General features: G+C 62.9%; 13 protein-coding genes and 1 pseudogene. 10 read left to right on the top strand and 4 right to left on the bottom strand.

Annotated features, from left to right (window positions below):
- Nucleotides 1-274: 274 nt before the first annotated feature.
- From VGP39_RS19630 to VGP39_RS19620, 3 genes are all read right to left on the bottom strand, one after another.
- Nucleotides 275-1462, bottom strand: coding sequence for an acetyl-CoA C-acyltransferase (locus VGP39_RS19630; protein ID WP_327569757.1), 1188 nt, complete (start codon nucleotides 1460-1462; stop codon nucleotides 275-277).
- Nucleotides 1459-3147: a dicarboxylate--CoA ligase PimA gene (gene pimA / locus VGP39_RS19625; RefSeq protein WP_327569756.1), complete on the bottom strand. Its 1689-nt coding sequence runs from the start codon at nucleotides 3145-3147 to the stop codon at nucleotides 1459-1461. The genes VGP39_RS19630 and pimA overlap by 4 nt, the downstream gene beginning before the upstream one ends.
- A gap of 172 nt (nucleotides 3148-3319) precedes the next feature.
- Nucleotides 3320-5419 carry a 3-hydroxyacyl-CoA dehydrogenase NAD-binding domain-containing protein gene (locus VGP39_RS19620; protein ID WP_327569755.1) on the bottom strand — a complete coding sequence of 700 codons (2100 nt, stop codon included), beginning with the start codon at nucleotides 5417-5419 and terminating at the stop codon, nucleotides 3320-3322.
- Between the two features lie 124 nt (nucleotides 5420-5543).
- Here VGP39_RS19620 and VGP39_RS19615 point away from each other — a divergent pair, with 124 nt between their 5' ends.
- The 9 genes from VGP39_RS19615 to VGP39_RS19575 all read left to right on the top strand — a co-directional run bounded on the left by VGP39_RS19615 (nucleotide 5544) and on the right by VGP39_RS19575 (nucleotide 14545).
- Complete coding sequence (locus VGP39_RS19615) at nucleotides 5544-6410, top strand: IclR family transcriptional regulator (protein ID WP_327569758.1); 867 nt, start codon at nucleotides 5544-5546, stop codon at nucleotides 6408-6410.
- A 33-nt stretch (nucleotides 6411-6443) separates the two neighbouring features.
- Nucleotides 6444-7253, top strand: a complete 810-nt coding sequence (locus tag VGP39_RS19610) for an ABC transporter ATP-binding protein (RefSeq protein ID WP_327569754.1) — start codon at nucleotides 6444-6446, stop codon at nucleotides 7251-7253.
- Nucleotides 7250-7963, top strand: coding sequence for an ABC transporter ATP-binding protein (locus VGP39_RS19605; RefSeq protein WP_327569753.1), 714 nt, complete (start codon nucleotides 7250-7252; stop codon nucleotides 7961-7963). Before VGP39_RS19610 ends, VGP39_RS19605 begins: the two co-directional genes overlap by 4 nt.
- A 230-nt stretch (nucleotides 7964-8193) precedes the next feature.
- Nucleotides 8194-9072 (top strand): branched-chain amino acid ABC transporter permease, encoded by an 879-nt coding sequence (locus tag VGP39_RS19600; protein ID WP_327569752.1) that lies wholly within the window; start codon nucleotides 8194-8196, stop codon nucleotides 9070-9072.
- A gap of 2 nt (nucleotides 9073-9074) precedes the next feature.
- A complete protein-coding gene (locus tag VGP39_RS19595; protein ID WP_327569751.1) occupies nucleotides 9075-10091 on the top strand; it encodes a branched-chain amino acid ABC transporter permease in 1017 nt (338 codons plus the stop codon).
- An 11-nt stretch (nucleotides 10092-10102) separates the two neighbouring features.
- Nucleotides 10103-11332: an ABC transporter substrate-binding protein gene (locus VGP39_RS19590; RefSeq protein WP_327569750.1), complete on the top strand. Its 1230-nt coding sequence runs from the start codon at nucleotides 10103-10105 to the stop codon at nucleotides 11330-11332.
- Nucleotides 11333-11549: 217 nt separating this feature from the next.
- On the top strand, nucleotides 11550-12779 hold the full coding sequence (locus tag VGP39_RS19585; protein ID WP_327569749.1) for an ABC transporter substrate-binding protein: 1230 nt from the start codon (nucleotides 11550-11552) through the stop codon (nucleotides 12777-12779).
- A 174-nt stretch (nucleotides 12780-12953) separates the two neighbouring features.
- Nucleotides 12954-13094, top strand: coding sequence for a hypothetical protein (locus tag VGP39_RS19580; RefSeq protein WP_327569748.1), 141 nt, complete (start codon nucleotides 12954-12956; stop codon nucleotides 13092-13094).
- Nucleotides 13095-13255: 161 nt separating this feature from the next.
- Nucleotides 13256-14545 carry a glycerate kinase type-2 family protein gene (locus VGP39_RS19575; protein ID WP_327569747.1) on the top strand — a complete coding sequence of 430 codons (1290 nt, stop codon included), beginning with the start codon at nucleotides 13256-13258 and terminating at the stop codon, nucleotides 14543-14545.
- Nucleotides 14546-14692: 147 nt separating this feature from the next.
- Here VGP39_RS19575 and VGP39_RS19570 read toward each other — a convergent pair whose 3' ends face one another.
- Nucleotides 14693-15205 (bottom strand): MarR family transcriptional regulator, encoded by a 513-nt coding sequence (locus VGP39_RS19570; RefSeq protein ID WP_327569746.1) that lies wholly within the window; start codon nucleotides 15203-15205, stop codon nucleotides 14693-14695.
- Nucleotides 15206-15377: 172 nt separating this feature from the next.
- On the opposite strand from VGP39_RS19570, the pseudogene VGP39_RS19565 reads away from it, so the two are divergent.
- Nucleotides 15378-15701: pseudogene (locus VGP39_RS19565) on the top strand (branched-chain amino acid ABC transporter permease); the annotation flags it as partial.

Below are 15701 nucleotides of genomic sequence, written 5' to 3'. Positions count from 1 at the left end.
CTTCCTGCAACTTCTGCCGCGCCGCGGGCGGCACGTTTTCCTTGAAGAAGGTCCGCACTTCGTCGCGAAACGCCTGTTCTTCCTTGCTGAAGCTGAGATCCATCGGATCCTCCTGTGAGCGAGTGAATTACGCGATGTCTTTCCACACGTCGTCCCCGCGAAGGCGGGGACCCATACGCCGTGTCGTCCCGTTATGGCATTGTGGTGGACGCCTTTTGTTTTCCACTAATGCCAGGGGTTATGGGTCCCCGCCTTCGCGGGGACGACACCGCGGTTACTGCAGCACCTCGAACAACCCTGCGGCGCCCATGCCGCCGCCGACGCACATGGTGACGACCGCGTATTTGGCCTTGCGGCGACGGCCTTCGATCAGCGCGTGGCCGGTGAGGCGCGCGCCGGACATGCCGTAGGGATGGCCGACCGAGATCGCGCCGCCATCGACATTGATCTTTTCCGGATCGATGCCGAGCTTGTCGCGGCAATACAGCACCTGCACCGCGAAGGCTTCGTTCAATTCCCAGAGGTCGATGTCGTCGACGGTGAGGCCGTGGCGCTTGAGCAGCCGGGGCACCGCGAACACCGGGCCGATGCCCATCTCGTCCGGCTCGCAGCCGGCGGCGACAAAGCCGCGGAAGATGCCGAGCGGCTTCAGGCCGCGCCTGGAGGCTTCCTTGTCGCTCATGATCACCGAGGCGCTGGCGCCGTCCGAGAGCTGGCTGGCATTGCCGGCGGTGATGGTAAAGCCTTCGCCGCGCACCGGCTTCAGGCCGGCGAGGCCCTCGGCCGAGGTGTCGGGACGCGGGCCTTCGTCCTTGGACAGCGTCACGTCCTTGAAGGAGATTTCGCCGGTGGCCTTGTCGGCGACGCCCATCCTGGTGCTGATCGGCGCCAGCTCATCGTTGAACTTGCCGCCCTGCTGGGCCGCGGCGGTGCGGCGCTGGCTCTCCAGCGAATATTCGTCCTGGCGCTCGCGCGAAATGCCGTAGCGCTTCGCCACCACTTCGGCGGTGTCGATCATCGGCATGTAGACTTCGCCCTTGATCGTCAGGAGCGCCGGATCCTGGGTGTGAAACTTGTTGGCGTGCTCGTTCTGCACCAGGCTGATCGATTCGCCGCCGCCGCCGACCGCGATTTCGACGCCGTCGAAGATCACCGAGCGCGCGGCCAGCGCAATCGCCTGCAGGCCCGAGGCGCATTGCCGGTCGATGGTGGTGCCGCCGACGGTGACGGGAAGGCCGGCGCGAAGCAGCGCCTTGCGGGCGATGTTGCCGCCGGTGGAGCCCTGCTGCAGCGCCGCGCCCATCACCACATCCTCGACCTCCTTCGGATCCACCTTGGCGCGCGCAACCGCCTCGCCGATGGCATGGCCGAGCAGGGTCGCGCCCTCGGTGGCATTGAGGGCGCCGCGGTAGGCCTTGCCGATCGGGGTGCGGGCGGTGGAGACGATAACTGCGTCGGTCATGAACGACCTCCTGTTGCGAGTTGTTGTTTGTGTTGCGGGTATGGCGCGGGCTGCAGCGTACGCAATTGGTGGCGCGAGAGCTTTCCGACCGTGGTGCGCGGCAATTCATCGACAAAGTCGAGCGCGGCGGGCAGTTCATGCTTGCCGAGCTTGCCGGTCAGGAATGCGCGCAGGTCTTCGAGGCTGAACGGATTGGCGCCGGGGCGCAGCTTGACGAAGGCTTTCGCCGCCTCGCCGCGATAATCGTCGGGAACGCCGATCACGATCACTTCGTGCACCGACGGATGGGTGTAGATCGCCTGCTCGATCATCTGCGGATAGACGTTGAAGCCGCCGGAGATGATCATGTCCTTCTTGCGATCGACCAGGTAGAAATAGCCGTCGTCATCCATGTAGCCGATATCGCCGGTGAGGAAGCGGTCGCCGACAAAGGCTTCGGCGGTCTCCTGCGGCCGGTTCCAGTAGCCCTTGGTCACGTTCGGACCGCGGATGCGGATTTCGCCGACCTCGCCGGGCGCCAGAAGCCTCGTTGGATCATCGAGCGCGACTACATCCAGTTCGATGCCGGGCAGCATCAACCCGATCGAGCCCGGCTTGTCCGGCCCCTCCTTCGGATGGGCGGTGCCGGGCGAGCAGGTCTCGGTCATGCCCCAGCCGCTCTTGAGCTTCATGCCGACCCTGTGCTCGAGGATGCGGGCGACCTCGACCGGCAGCGGCGCGCCGCCGGAGCCGCAACTGGCCAGCGACGACAGATCGCGCTTGTCGAGATCGGGCTGGCCGGCGATCGCAATCCACATCGTCGGCACGCCGGGGAACGCGGTAGCGCGCTTCTTCTCGATGTCGCGCATCACCGCCTCGACTTCGAAGCGCTGGTGCAGCGAAATCAGGTTGCCGTGCTTCAGGCTCGCGAGCAGCACCACGGTCAGCGCGTAAATATGAAACAGCGGCAGCACGCAGATCACGCGCTCGGTCGTGTTGCGCTCGGCCCGAGCGGGCGCGCCCCAGACGTCGTATATCGACACGGCCGAGGTGAGATTGCCGTGACTGAGCATCGCGCCCTTGGGCTGGCCGGTGGTGCCGCCGGTATATTGCAGCAGCGCGACATCGTCCGCTGCGATGGATGGCCATCGCGCCGGTTTGGTTGCGCCCTCGACGAAGGTCCTGAACGTGACAATTCTCGGATCATCCGGAATCGGAATCTGCGGATTGCCGACCGCGCCCCAGTCGTCGTCGTCGCAGACGATCAGGCGGTCCAGCAGCCCCCTGGCCAGGAATTTCAGCGCCGTCGGCAACAGCGCCGCGAGATTGCCGGTGACGAGAATGCGCGCGCCGCTATCGCTGAGCTTGTGCGACAAAGCGATTTCGCCATCGAGCGGGCTTAAATGCACCACACGCGCGCCGGCTTTCAGCGCGCCGAAGAAATTCACCGGATGATCCGGCGAATTGCCGAGCAACAGCGCGACGGAGATGTTCTTGCCGGCGCCCGCGCGCAAAAACGCAGACGCCGCCGTCTCGACCCTCGTCTCCAGTTCGGCATAGCTGATCGGACGGTCGCGGAATTCGATCGCGGTGCGTGCGCCAAAATCTTCCGCCGCCTGCGACATCAGCTCCGGCAGCGTGCCGCGCGCGATCGGATCGTCCCAGCGAACGCCTTCCGGATAGAATTTCTCGCCGGGGTGGGTCATCGTGCGCCCTGTTTATGCACTGACCGCCCCGCAAGCACGGTGAGGCCCCTCTCCCATGGGGAGAGGGGGTACGGTCTATCGATAGCGCGTAACCCCTCACCCGGCGCTACGCGCCGACCTCTCCCCATGGGAGAGGTGAAGAGAGCACCGCGTTCGCCGACGCGCATCTCCATTACGCCGCGGCTTTCGACGTCTGCGCCAGCGACGCGAACGTCTTGCCCCCCGCGGCGAGGCGCTTGAGCAACGGGGCCGGCTCCAGCGACGGGTCGTTGGTCTCCTTGGCGTAATACGACAGCCGGTCGGCGATGTGCTTGAGGCCCACCTGGTCGGCGTAGTACATCGGGCCGCCGCGATAGATCGGCCAGCCATAGCCGTAGAGCCAGATAACGTCGATGTCGCTCGGCCGCGCCGCGACCTTCTCTTCCAGGATGCGCGCGCCCTCGTTGATCATCGGATACATCATGCGCTCGAGGATTTCGTCGTCGCTGACAGTGCGGCGCTTGCGGCCGAGCCGCTGCAAGGTCTCGTCGATCAGCTTTTCGACTTCCGGATCGGGCATCGCCGCGCGCGAGCCGGCTTCATACTTGTAATAGCCCTTGCCGGTCTTCTGGCCGAAACGGCCGGCTTCGCACAGCGCGTCGGCGATTTCCGACTTGATGCCGCGATCCTTGCGCGAGCGCCAACCGATATCGAGGCCGGCAAGATCGCCCATCGCGAACGGGCCCATCGGCATGCCGAACTTGGTCACCACGGCATCGACCTGCTGCGGCAGCGCGCCCTCGAACAGCAGTTTTTCCGCCTGCTTGCCGCGCTGCGCCAGCATGCGGTTGCCGACGAAGCCGTCGCAGACCCCGACCACCGCCGGCACTTTTGCGATTTTTCGCGCTACCGCGACCGCGGTCGTCAGCGCATCGGGCGCGGTTTTTTCCGCACGCACGATTTCGCACAGCTTCATTACGTTCGCCGGCGAGAAGAAGTGCATGCCCAGCACGTCCTGCGGGCGGTTGGTCACTTTGGCGATCTCGTCGATGTTGAGATACGAGGTGTTGCTGGCAAGAACCGCGCCCGGCTTGGCGTATTTATCGAGCGCGGTAAAAACCTCCTTCTTGATCGCCATGGTCTCGAACACCGCCTCGATGATGAGGTCGGCATCCCTGACGTTTTCCAGCCCGACCTTGCCGTCGATCAGGCCCATGCGCTTGGCCGGCGCATCGGCGGGAATGCCGCCGCGCGCCGCGGTCGCCTCGTAATTCTTCTGCATCACGCCCATGCCGCGCTTGAGCTGCTCGTCGCCGGTCTCGATCAGCGTCACCGGAATCCCGGCATTGGCGAATGACATCGCGATGCCGCCGCCCATGGTGCCGGCGCCGATGATGGCAACGCGCTCGACATTGCGCGGTTTTGTCCCCTCGGGAACGCCGGCGACCTTTGCCGCCTCGCGCTCGGAGAAGAACGCGTAGCGCTGCGCCTTGGACTGATCGCCGGTCATCAGCTTCATGAAGCCTTCGCGTTCCTTCTTCAGGCCTTCGTCGAACGGCAGGTCGATGGCGGCGCCGACCGCGTCGGCTGCGGCAAACGGCGCTTCCAGGCCGCGCGCCTTTTTGGTGAGCGCGGCAACTGCGTTGGTGAAGACCGAGCGGTCGGCTTTCGCAGCTTGAAGCTTGGAGTCGTCGTCGCGCAATTTGCGCAGGGGGCGTTTCTCGGCCAGCACCTTGCGCGCAAAGGCTTCGCCGCCCGAGGCCAAACCTTCGACGATTTCGTCGATCAACCCCTGCTTGAGCGCTTCCCCGGCGCTGATCGGGTCGCCGCCGACGATCATCTTGACCGCGAGTTCGGGGCCGACCGCGCGCGGCAACCGCTGGGTGCCGCCCGCGCCCGGCAGCAGACCGAGCTTTACCTCGGGCAGGCCGAGCCTTGCGTCTTTAACGGCAACGCGGAAGTGGCAGCCCAGCGCTACTTCGAGGCCGCCGCCAAGCGCGGTGCCGTGAATCGCGGCAATGGTCGGCTTCGGACAGTTTTCCAGCTCCGAAATCACCTCGGCCAGGCCAGGGGGCTGCGGCGGCTTGCCGAACTCGGTGATGTCGGCGCCGGCAATGAAAGTGCGGCCGGCGCAGGTGAGCACGATCGCCTTCACTTCCGGATCGGCGGCGGCTGTTTTGACAGATTCAAAAATGCCGCGACGAACTGCCGCGCTCAGCGCATTCACCGGAGGACTGTCGACCGTGACGATGGCAATCACGTCATGACGTTCAAGCTTGACCACTTCGTTCACGACATTCTCCCTGGACATCTCGTTTTTAGTGGATTTCGCAGTGCGGAATTTAATTCCACATCTTGACAGCGAGGGTTATTTTGAAGCACGTCCCTTGTCAACGACATCAGCACAGCAGCAGGGAATGAAGCGTCCAGCCAAGAAAGCGGCGACCGATCGCAGCTTCGTCGTCGCGTTGTCTCGCGGCCTTGATGTGTTGCGCGCATTTCATCCCAATGACGGGCTTCTTGGCAATCAAGAGATCGCGGCCCGTACGAACTTGCCCAAGCCGACCATTTCGCGGCTGACCTACACCTTGACCAAGCTCGGCTATCTTACACAGGTTCCGCGGTTCGAGAAATATCAACTCGCACCGGCAGCCATGGCGCTGGGGTATGCCGCCCTTGCAAATCTCGGCCTTCGGCATTTGTCCGAATCCTTCCGCGAGGAAGTGATGCGGGAAACCGGAGGCGCCGTCGCCGTCGGCGCCCGCGACCGTCTCAGCATGATCTATGTCGGTCAAAGCCGGGACGGTCTCGCACTCGGCGTTCAACTCGATGTCGGTTCGCGGATACCGATGGCGACCACGGCGATGGGACGCGCCTATATCTGGGCGCTGCCCGACGAGGAGCGCGCCGCAATGTTGCGCGAGCTGCGCGAGCACTACGGCAGCCGCTGGCCGCGGATGCGCGACGGCGTCGAGCGCGCCGGCGAAATGGTGGCGCGTCATGGCTTTGCCCTCTCTGTGGGCGAGTGGCAGGACGACGTGCACGCTGCCGGTGTGGCGTTGAAGCTCAATGATGGAACCGGTCCTTATGCGTTCAATTGCGGCGCGCCCGCTTTCCGTTTCACGGAAGACCGGTTGCGCAACGATATTGGACCTCGTCTCGTGGCGATGGTAAGGAATATCGAAGCCGCACTCGGCGGCGCGGCGCCGCAATCAAAAAAACAAGAAACAAAAAAGATGAAAGCAGGAGGGAAAGTTGCACGTGTGGTCGAGGGCATCGGTTAGCGCCTGTCGTGACGGCCGGCGGGACGGAACGATATGATGCAGGTACAACTCGCGCAGGGACAGGCCAGTTCGGTTGCTCCCCTGCTTGCGGTTCGCGACGTCAGCGTCGTGTTCGGCGGCATCGTCGCGTTGAACGGCGTGTCGTTCGACATGCACAAGGGCAAGATCCTCGGCCTGATCGGACCGAACGGCGCCGGCAAGACCACGCTGTTCAATTGCCTCTCCAGGCTGTATCAGCCGAGCAAGGGCGATATCCTGCTGGAGGGCGAGAGCATCCTGACGCGGCCGGCGCACAAGATCGCCGAAATCGGCATCGGCCGCACCTTCCAGAACGTAGCACTGTTTCCCAACCTCTCGGTGCTCGACAATGTCCGCGTCGGAACCCACGCCAAAACCAGCAGCGACATCATCAGCGACAGCCTGAAGCTGAGGAAGGTTCGCCGCACCGAGGCCGAGATCAATGAACGCGTCCATGAAATTCTCGGCTATCTCAATCTTCATGACGTTGCGCACACCATCGTTGCCGGCCTGCCATTCGGCACCCAGAAGCGCGTGGAGCTGGCGCGGGCCCTTGCCGCGCAGCCCAAGATCCTGCTGCTCGACGAGCCGGCCGGCGGCCTCAACCATGAGGAAGTCCACGTTCTCGGCGACGTGATCCGCCGGATTCGCGACGACCGCGATGTCACCGTTCTGCTGGTCGAGCATCACATGGGACTGGTGATGTCGATCGCCGACCACGTGGTCGCGCTGAATTTCGGCAAGAAGCTCGCCGAAGGCACGCCGGCCCAGGTCCAGGCCGACCCCGATGTCATCAAGGCGTATCTGGGGAGCAAGGACCAATGACGGCGATGCTCAACGTCAAGGACCTCAGAGCTTATTACGGTCAGGTGCAGGCGCTTCACGGCCTCAGCTTCGCTCTCAACGAGGGTAGCCTGACCACGCTGCTCGGGGCCAACGGCGCCGGCAAGACCACCACGCTGCGCGCGATCTGCAACATGGTGCGCTCCACCGGCGCAATCGAGTTCGACGGCGCGCCACTCAGCAACCGCTCCACCGAAAACATCGTTCGGCTCGGCATCGCGCATGTGCCGCAGGGCCGCGGCACCTTCACCACCATGACGGTGGAGGAAAATCTCCAGCTCGGCGCCATCACCCGCAAGGACAGCAAGGCGGTCGTCGCCGACATCGAGCGGATGTACGACCACTTCCCGGTGCTGAAGCAGCGCCATACCCAGCAGGCCGGCACGCTGTCGGGCGGCGAACAGCAGATGCTCGCAGTCGCCCGCGCGCTGATGCTGCGTCCACGGCTGATGCTGCTGGATGAACCTTCGTTCGGGCTGGCGCCGCTGATCGTGCGCGACCTGTTCAAGATCCTCGGCAAGATCAACCGCGACGACAAGGTCACGATCCTGGTCGTGGAGCAGAACGCGCAGTTGGCGCTCGAGCTCGCCGACACCGCCTATGTGATCGAAACCGGCCGTATCGTGATGTCGGGGAAAGCCGGCGATATCGCGAACAACGAAGACGTCCGTAAATCCTATCTGGGATACTAGGCATGATGATTTCAAGTCGGATAGCGACGCTCGGCTCACCTCTCTCCGCAGGGGAGAGGTCGAAGTCGGAGCGCCAGCGTAGGCTTCGGGTGAGGGGTCTCTTCACGCATTCGGACTGGCGGAGAAACCCCTCACCCGCCGCGCATCTGACGATGCGCGTCGACCTCTCCCCTGCGGGGAGAGGTGAGAAGCCGCCGCAACCTGAATTCATCGCAGTCTAAGGAGCGGCCATGGAGCTATTTACCAACCAGGTCCTGGCCGGCATCGCGACCGGCGCGATCTATGCCTGCATGGCGCTCGCCGTGGTCATGATCTACCAGGCGATCGATCATCTGAATTTCGCGCAAGGCGAAATGGCGATGTTCTCGACCTTCATTTCCTGGCAGTTGATGCAATGGGGCGTGCCTTACTGGTGGGCCTTCCTGCTCACACTGGCATTTTCCTTTGCCGGCGGCATCGTCATCGAGCGGCTGCTGTTCAAGCCTTTGGCCAAGGCGCCGATCCTGACCAACGTCGCCGGCTTCATCGCGCTGTTCGCGATCATCAACAGCGTCGCCGGACTGATCTGGGACTTCACCATCAAGCAGTATCCCACCCCGTTCGGATCCTCGCCCTTCCTCGGCAGCCAGCTGATCTCGACCCATCAGGCCGGCATGATCGGCGTCACCCTGGTGCTGTTGATCCTGCTGTATTTGTTCTTTCAGTTCACGCGGATCGGCCTCGCCATGCGCGCCGCCGCCTCGTTGCCGGAATCGGCGCGGCTGGTCGGCATCAACACCTCCTGGATGATCGCGCTGGGCTGGGGCATGGCCGCCGCAATCGGCTCCATCGCCGGCATCCTGATCGCCCCGGTGGTGTTTTTGGAGCCGAACATGATGGGCGGCGTGCTGATCTACGGATTTGCCGCGGCCGTGCTTGGCGGACTGACCAGTCCGCTGGGCGCCGTAATCGGCGGTTTCCTGGTCGGCGTGTTCGAAAATCTCGCCGGAACCTATATCCCCGGCGTCGGCAATGAACTGAAACTGCCGATCGCGCTCGCGCTGATCATCACCGTATTGGTCGTCAAACCCGCCGGCCTGTTCGGCCGGCCCATCGTCAAGCGAGTTTGATCATGAGCGCTGTTCAGGAAACCGTCACCGAAGCGCCGGCGATCGACGCCGTTCCCAAGAAGGCCATGACGCTCAGCCTCGGCACCTCGCTGATCGTGCTGCTGGCATTTCTCGTGGTTCCGCTATTCGTCAAGAACTTCATCATCTTTCAGCTCACCACCGTGCTGATCTACGGCATCGCCGTGCTTGCGCTCAATATCCTGACCGGCGGCAGCGGCCAGTTTTCGCTCGGCCAGAGCGCGTTTTACGCGCTTGGCGCCTACACGGCGGCGATCCTGATCGAACATGCCAACATGAATTACGCGCTGACGCTGCCGATTGCCGGACTGATTTGTTTTGTCTTCGGATTTCTGTTCGGACTGCCGGCGCTGCGGCTCAGCGGGGTTTATCTGGCGCTGGCGACCTTCGCGCTCGCAGTGGCGATGCCGCAATTGCTGAAGCTCAACTTCATCGAGCACTGGACCGGCGGCGTGCAGGGCCTGGTGGTCACCAAGCCCGATGCGCCGTTCGGGCTGCCGATGTCGCAGGACATGTGGCTGTATTACTTCACGCTGGCGATTTCGATCGGCATCTACATTGCCGCGGTTAACCTTTTGAAGTCGCGCTCAGGCCGCGCCATGATGGCGATCCGCGACAATGAAATCGCGGCTTCCGCCATGGGCGTCGATGTCGCGCTATACAAGACCCTGGCGTTCGGCATCAGCGCCGGCATCACCGGCGTCGCCGGGGGCCTCGGGGCCATCGCGGTGCAATTCGTCGCCCCCGACAGCTACACCATCCAGCTCGCGATCGCGCTGTTCCTGGGCATGGTGGTCGGCGGCGTCGGATGGCTGCCGGGATCCATCGTCGGCGCGGCTTTCATCGTCTTCGTTCCCAACATCGCGGAAGGCATTTCGAAAGGCCTTTCCGGCGCGGTGTTCGGGGTCCTGCTCTTCATTGTCATCTTCCTTGTTCCTCACGGCGCAAGGCAGGTGGCGTTCGTCGCCCAGAGCCTGATCGGCAAGATCAGGAAAAACTAAAAGGAGAAGTCATGCGTTCCATACAACAACTACGGCTAGCCACGTTTTCGACGGCGCTCATCGCGTTCGCGGCCCTGAGCAGCAGCGCGCTTGCGCAGAAGAAATATGACACCGGTGCCAGTGACACCGAGATCAAGATCGGCAACATCATGCCCTACAGCGGTCCTGCCTCGGCCTATGGCGTGATCGGCAAGACCGAAGAAGCCTATTTCAAGATGATCAACGACAATGGCGGCATCAAGGGCCGCAAGATCAATTTCATCAGCTATGACGACGGCTACTCGCCACCGAAGGCCGTCGAGCAGGTCCGCAAGCTGGTCGAGAGCGACGAAGTGCTGGTCGTCTTCAATCCGCTCGGCACGCCGTCGAACACCGCGATCCAGAAGTATTTGAACTCCAAGAAGGTGCCGCAACTGTTCGTCGCCACCGGCGCCACCAAGTGGAACGATCCGAAGAATTTTCCGTGGACGATCGGCTGGCAGCCTTCCTACCAGAGCGAGGCACGTATCTACGCCAAGTACCTGATGAAGGAGAAGCCCGACGCCAAGATCGCGGTGTTCTATCAGAATGACGACTTCGGCAAGGACTACCTCAAGGGCCTGAAGGACGGCTTCGGCGCCAAGGCGTCGATGATCATCGCCGAGGAAAGCTATGAGACCACCGAACCGAGCATCGACAGTCACATCGTCAAGCTGAAATCCACCGGCGCCGATGTTTTCATCAACATCACCACGCCGAAATTCGCGGCCCAGGCGATCAAGAAGATCGCCGAGATCGAATGGAAACCGCTGCACATCGTCTCCAACGTCTCGGCGTCGGTCGGCGGCGTGATGAAGCCGGCTGGATTGGAAGCCAGCCAGGGCGTGCTGTCGGCGGCTTACGCCAAGGACGGCGCCGATCCGCAGTGGACCAACGATGCCGATTTCAAGAAGTGGATCGCCTTCATCGACAAATACATGCCGGGGGCCGACAAGGCCGACGGCGCGCTGGTGTTCGGCTATGGCGTCGCCCAGACGCTGGCCAAGACCCTCGAAATGTGCGGTGACGATTTGACCCGTGAAAACGTGATGAAGCAGGCGGCGAGCCTGAAGGATTTTACGCCCGACACCCTGCTGCCCGGCGTGAAGATCAACACCAGCGCCACTGATTTCGCTCCCATCAGCCAGTTGCAGATGATGCGGTTCAAGGGCGAGAAGTGGGACCTGTTCGGCGATATCATCAGCGGCGAACTCACCAACTGATATTCCGCCTCGCGGAAGGATCCTCGGCATAGCTCGGAGCGGAGCCTCTCTTCACCTCTCCCGACGGGAGAGGTGAAAAAGCCCCCTGCGACAAAGGTCGCAGGGGGCTTTTTCTTGCTGGCGAGCGGCGAAAGGTATTGAATAGCACGCGAGGAGCCGCAAAGCGCTTCCGATCAATAACCGCGACACATTCACATGATTTAAGGGAGACACAACGATGCCCGCACTCCAATTGCGGCTGGTGACCTTTTCGGCTGCCGCCGCCCTGCTTGCTGCGTCCTGCAGCGGCGCGCTCGCGCAAAAGAAATACGACACCGGCGCCACCGACACTGAAATCAAGATCGGCAACATCATGCCCTACAGCGGGCCGGCGTCCGCCTATGGCGTGATCGGCAAGACCGAAGAGGCCTACTTCAAGAAAATCAACGCCGAGGGCGGCATCAACGGCCGCAAGATCAATTTCATCAGCTATGACGATGCCTACAGCCCGCCCAAGACGGTGGAGCAGGCGCGCAAGCTGGTCGAGAGCGATGAAGTTCTTGTCGTGTTCAACCCGCTGGGCACGCCGCCGAATACGGCGATCCAGAAATACCTGAATTCAAAGAAGGTGCCGCAGCTGTTCGTCGCCACCGGCGCCACCAAGTGGAACGACCCGAAGGAATTTCCATGGACCATGGGATGGCAGCCCAACTACCAGAGCGAAACCCAGATCTACGCAAAGATCATTCTCAAGGAGCACCCCAACGCAAAGATCGCCGTGCTGTATCAGAACGACGACTACGGCAAGGATTACCTCAAGGGTCTGAAGGACGGGCTCGGCGCCAAGGCGGCCTCGATGATCGTCATCGAGGAAAGTTATGAAACGTCCGAGCCGACCATCGACTCCCATATCGTCAAGCTGAAATCCACCGGTGCCGACGTGTTCGTCAACATCTCGACGCCGAAATTCGCCGCGCAGGCGATCAAGAAAATCGCCGAAATCGAATGGAAGCCGGTGCATTTCCTCAACAACGTCTCGGCCTCGATCGGCAGCGTGATCCAGCCCGCCGGCCTGCAAAACGCCCAGGGCATCATCTCGTCGGCATATCTGAAGGATCCGACCGATCCGCAATGGAAGACCGATGCGGGAATGCTGGCATGGAACGCGTTCCTGGATAAATACTTCCCGGAAGCAAATCGCGCCGACGCTTCCGTGATGTTTGGCTACACTGTCGCACAGGGCCTCGTGCATGTGCTCAAGGCCTGCGGCGACAACCTGACGCGCGAGAACGTCATGAAGCAGGCGGCGAGCATCAAAGACCTTGAGCTCGGCGGCCTGCTGCCCGGCATCAAGGTCAACACCAGCGCTACCGATTTTGCCCCGCTCTCGCAACTGCAGCTTCAGAAGTTCAAAGGCGAGACCTGGGAACGGTACGGCGAGGTTCTGAGTTCAGACACCGGTGGTTGACGGCCGTTGACTGACTGCCAAAGGAGCAGCCTCCGCGAACCCACCGCGGGGGCTTTTTCTCGATGGCCGCCGTCGAACGGTATTCAATGCCGCCAGGTCAAAGGGCTTTCGCTCAAGAAGGCCATGACGCGCAAATGCACGAACATTCATCACAAGGGAGAACCGGAATCCCTGTTGTCAGCAACAAAGGATTTTCCCTGGACCATGGGCTGGCAGCCGAACTGCCAGAGCCAGACCCAGATCTACGCGAAATATATCCTGAAGCAAAAGCCCAATCGACGCGCCATGGCGTCGCTGCTGATAACGGGGCCGTAACGGGCTCGGCGTCTGTAGCGGTCCCGGCTCTGCGGAGCAGCGTGAAGAACGCTGCACCGCGTCCGGGACACGGCGACACCCCCCGCGTCCCCGCGGGGGTTTTCTTTTGCGCCGATTGGATGGATAACCGGTCGCATGTTTCCAGCTCATTTCGTGAAGCGATGACCGGCCGACGCCCCCTTCTGCGCGCGATCTTCGATGCCGCCGTGGCCGCCGCACATCCCGATGTCGTGCTCGCGCCATTGCTGCCCCCGGTGCCCAGGGGCAAGGTGATCTGTCTCGCCGCCGGCAAGGCGGCCGCCGCCATGGCCGCCGCCGCAGAACGGCATTACCTCGACGCGCTGGAAATGCAGCCGTCGCGGCTCACCGGCATCGCCACCACGCGGCACGGCCACGGCGTACCCACGCGGCGGATCAGGGTGATCGAAGCCGGCCATCCGGTCCCCGACGAGGCGGGCCTTGAGGGCGCCGATGCCAGCTTGAAGCTGGCCGAGGGCGCGACATCGGACGATCTGCTGCTGGTGCTGCTGTCGGGCGGCGGCTCCGCCAACTGGATCGCGCCCGTCCGCGGCATCAGCTTCGCGCAAAAGCAGCAGGTGACGCGGGCGCTGCTGCGCTCCGGCGCGCCGATCGGCGAGATCAACACCGTGCGCAAGCATCTGTCGCGGATCAAGGGCGGCCGCCTTGCGCGCGCCGGCCAGCGCGCCGAAATCGTGACGCTGGCGATATCCGACGTGCCGCATGACGATCCCTCCGCGATCGCATCGGGGCCGACGGTGCCGGATCCCACCACGCTCGCGGACGCCCGCGCCCTGATCGCGAAATACGGCCTCGAGCTCGATGACGCAATCGGCCGCGCGCTCGACGATGCCGGCAATGAGAGCTGCAAGCCCGGCGATGCCGCGTTCGCGCGGGCGCAGTTGGAACTGATCGCGCGCCCGCGCAACTCGCTCGACGCCGCGGCCAAATTGGCCAAGGACGCCGGTTACGAGATCGTCGATCTCGGCGCCGATCTCGAAGGCGAGGCGCGCAGCGTCGCCGCCGATCACGCGACGCTTGCATTGCAGGCGCGCGCGCAGGGAAAACAACTCGCGATCCTGTCCGGCGGCGAGTTGACGGTGACGGTGCGCGGCCAGGGGCGCGGCGGCCCCAACCAGGAATACGCGCTGGCGCTGGCCGGCCTGCTCGGGGATGTTCAGGGCATTTCGGCGTTGGCGGGGGATACCGATGGGGCCGACGGCGGGGCAGGAAGTTCGACCGATCCGGCGGGTGCGATGATCGATGGGAATACGTTTGCGAAGATGAAATCGCTAGGGCTGGACGCGCGGAAATATCTCGACAACAACGATGCCACGACCTTTTTTGAAAAGACCGGCGATCTGCTGGTCACGGGTCCGACGTTGACCAACGTCAACGACATCAGGGTGATTCTGGTCGATCGGATAGGTTAGCTCTGTGCGCACACGACGCCGTCATCCTGAGGTGCTCGCCCTCTTGGGCGAGCCTCGAAGGATAGCCACAAGTGCGTGCGGCCGATCCTTCGAGACGCCGCGCAAGGGCGCGGCTCCTCAGGATGACGGTGTGTATGTGGCGAGGTCCTAGAACTCCACGGCGATCTTGGCCAGCATCGACAGCAATGCGGCGCGGTTGGCGCTCCCGAGCAACTCGTTGAGCCTTGCTTCATGCTTGGTGGCGACCAGCTTCTTGGCGCGGGCCAGAACGGCGCGGCCCTTGTCGGTCAGCATCAGGATGTGCGAGCGGCGGTCGTTGGTGGAGCGCACCCGCACGCATAGTTCGCGGCTCTCCAGGCCATCGAGCATCGCCACGAAATTCGGTCTCAAGATGCCCAGCGTATTGGCGATCTCGGTCTGGTTGCGGCCGGGGTTCTTGTCGAGCAGCAGTAGCACCGAGAACTGCGCTGGCGTCAGCTGCAGCGGCGCCACGCAGCGCAAAAAATCCTCGAAGATCTTGAGCTGTGCGCGCTTCAGCGCATAGCCGAGATGGTCGGACAATTCGCCCATCAGCAGCGCGTCGTTATCGACAGCGGGATCAGCCGGCTCCTTGCGGAGCGCCTTTGCCGCATTGACTGCGGCGGTCTTGGAAACAGTCATCGCTCGGTGCTCGCAATCCCGGTAGGTTGGACGAAAATCCCGTCCAAAGGAGGAGGGGACTTGATTATATCTGATAATTGTTATAGATCATATCAAACAAGGCCGGCAGATTCAACTGCTGTTATTGCGTCGTCGGGACGCCCGCAGCCCGACGCTTGAGGGAGCGTCCGTCTTGAATACGACGATTCTGCTGTTTCTATTGCAGGACGGCATCACCAACGGCGCGATCTATGCGCTGCTCGGGCTGGCGCTGGTGCTGGTATTCGCCGTCACCCGCGTAATCCTGATTCCGCAGGGCGAGTTCGTCACCTATGGCGCGCTGACCTACGCGACGCTGTCGGCCGGCCAGGTCCCGGGCACTGCGCGGCTCGCGCTGGCGATGGGATTTGTGGCATTCTGCCTCGATCTGTTCGGCGCCCGCAAGGCGCTGAACCTGCGGCGCATGCTGCGCGCGCTGGGCGTCAATATCCTGCTTCCTCTCGGGATTCTCGCGCTG

The sequence above is a fragment of the Bradyrhizobium sp. genome (assembly GCF_036009065.1).
In the GTDB taxonomy this organism is placed as follows: Bacteria; Pseudomonadota; Alphaproteobacteria; order Rhizobiales; family Xanthobacteraceae; genus Bradyrhizobium.
The sequence above is the reverse complement of the archived record's forward strand: the minus strand, read 5'-3'. Positions and strand labels throughout refer to the sequence as shown.

What these genes read in the sequence shown, in the direction of transcription:
- VGP39_RS19630 (WP_327569757.1), bottom strand. Translation starts at nt 1,462, where the DNA reads ATGACCGACGCAGTTATCGTCTCCACCGCCCGCACCCCGATCGGCAAG.
- pimA (WP_327569756.1), bottom strand. Translation starts at nt 3,147, where the DNA reads ATGACCCACCCCGGCGAGAAATTCTATCCGGAAGGCGTTCGCTGGGAC.
- VGP39_RS19615 (WP_327569758.1), top strand. Translation starts at nt 5,544, where the DNA reads ATGAAGCGTCCAGCCAAGAAAGCGGCGACCGATCGCAGCTTCGTCGTC.
- VGP39_RS19610 (WP_327569754.1), top strand. Translation starts at nt 6,444, where the DNA reads ATGATGCAGGTACAACTCGCGCAGGGACAGGCCAGTTCGGTTGCTCCC.
- VGP39_RS19605 (WP_327569753.1), top strand. Translation starts at nt 7,250, where the DNA reads ATGACGGCGATGCTCAACGTCAAGGACCTCAGAGCTTATTACGGTCAG.
- VGP39_RS19600 (WP_327569752.1), top strand. Translation starts at nt 8,194, where the DNA reads ATGGAGCTATTTACCAACCAGGTCCTGGCCGGCATCGCGACCGGCGCG.
- VGP39_RS19595 (WP_327569751.1), top strand. Translation starts at nt 9,075, where the DNA reads ATGAGCGCTGTTCAGGAAACCGTCACCGAAGCGCCGGCGATCGACGCC.
- VGP39_RS19590 (WP_327569750.1), top strand. Translation starts at nt 10,103, where the DNA reads ATGCGTTCCATACAACAACTACGGCTAGCCACGTTTTCGACGGCGCTC.
- VGP39_RS19585 (WP_327569749.1), top strand. Translation starts at nt 11,550, where the DNA reads ATGCCCGCACTCCAATTGCGGCTGGTGACCTTTTCGGCTGCCGCCGCC.
- VGP39_RS19575 (WP_327569747.1), top strand. Translation starts at nt 13,256, where the DNA reads ATGACCGGCCGACGCCCCCTTCTGCGCGCGATCTTCGATGCCGCCGTG.
- VGP39_RS19570 (WP_327569746.1), bottom strand. Translation starts at nt 15,205, where the DNA reads ATGACTGTTTCCAAGACCGCCGCAGTCAATGCGGCAAAGGCGCTCCGC.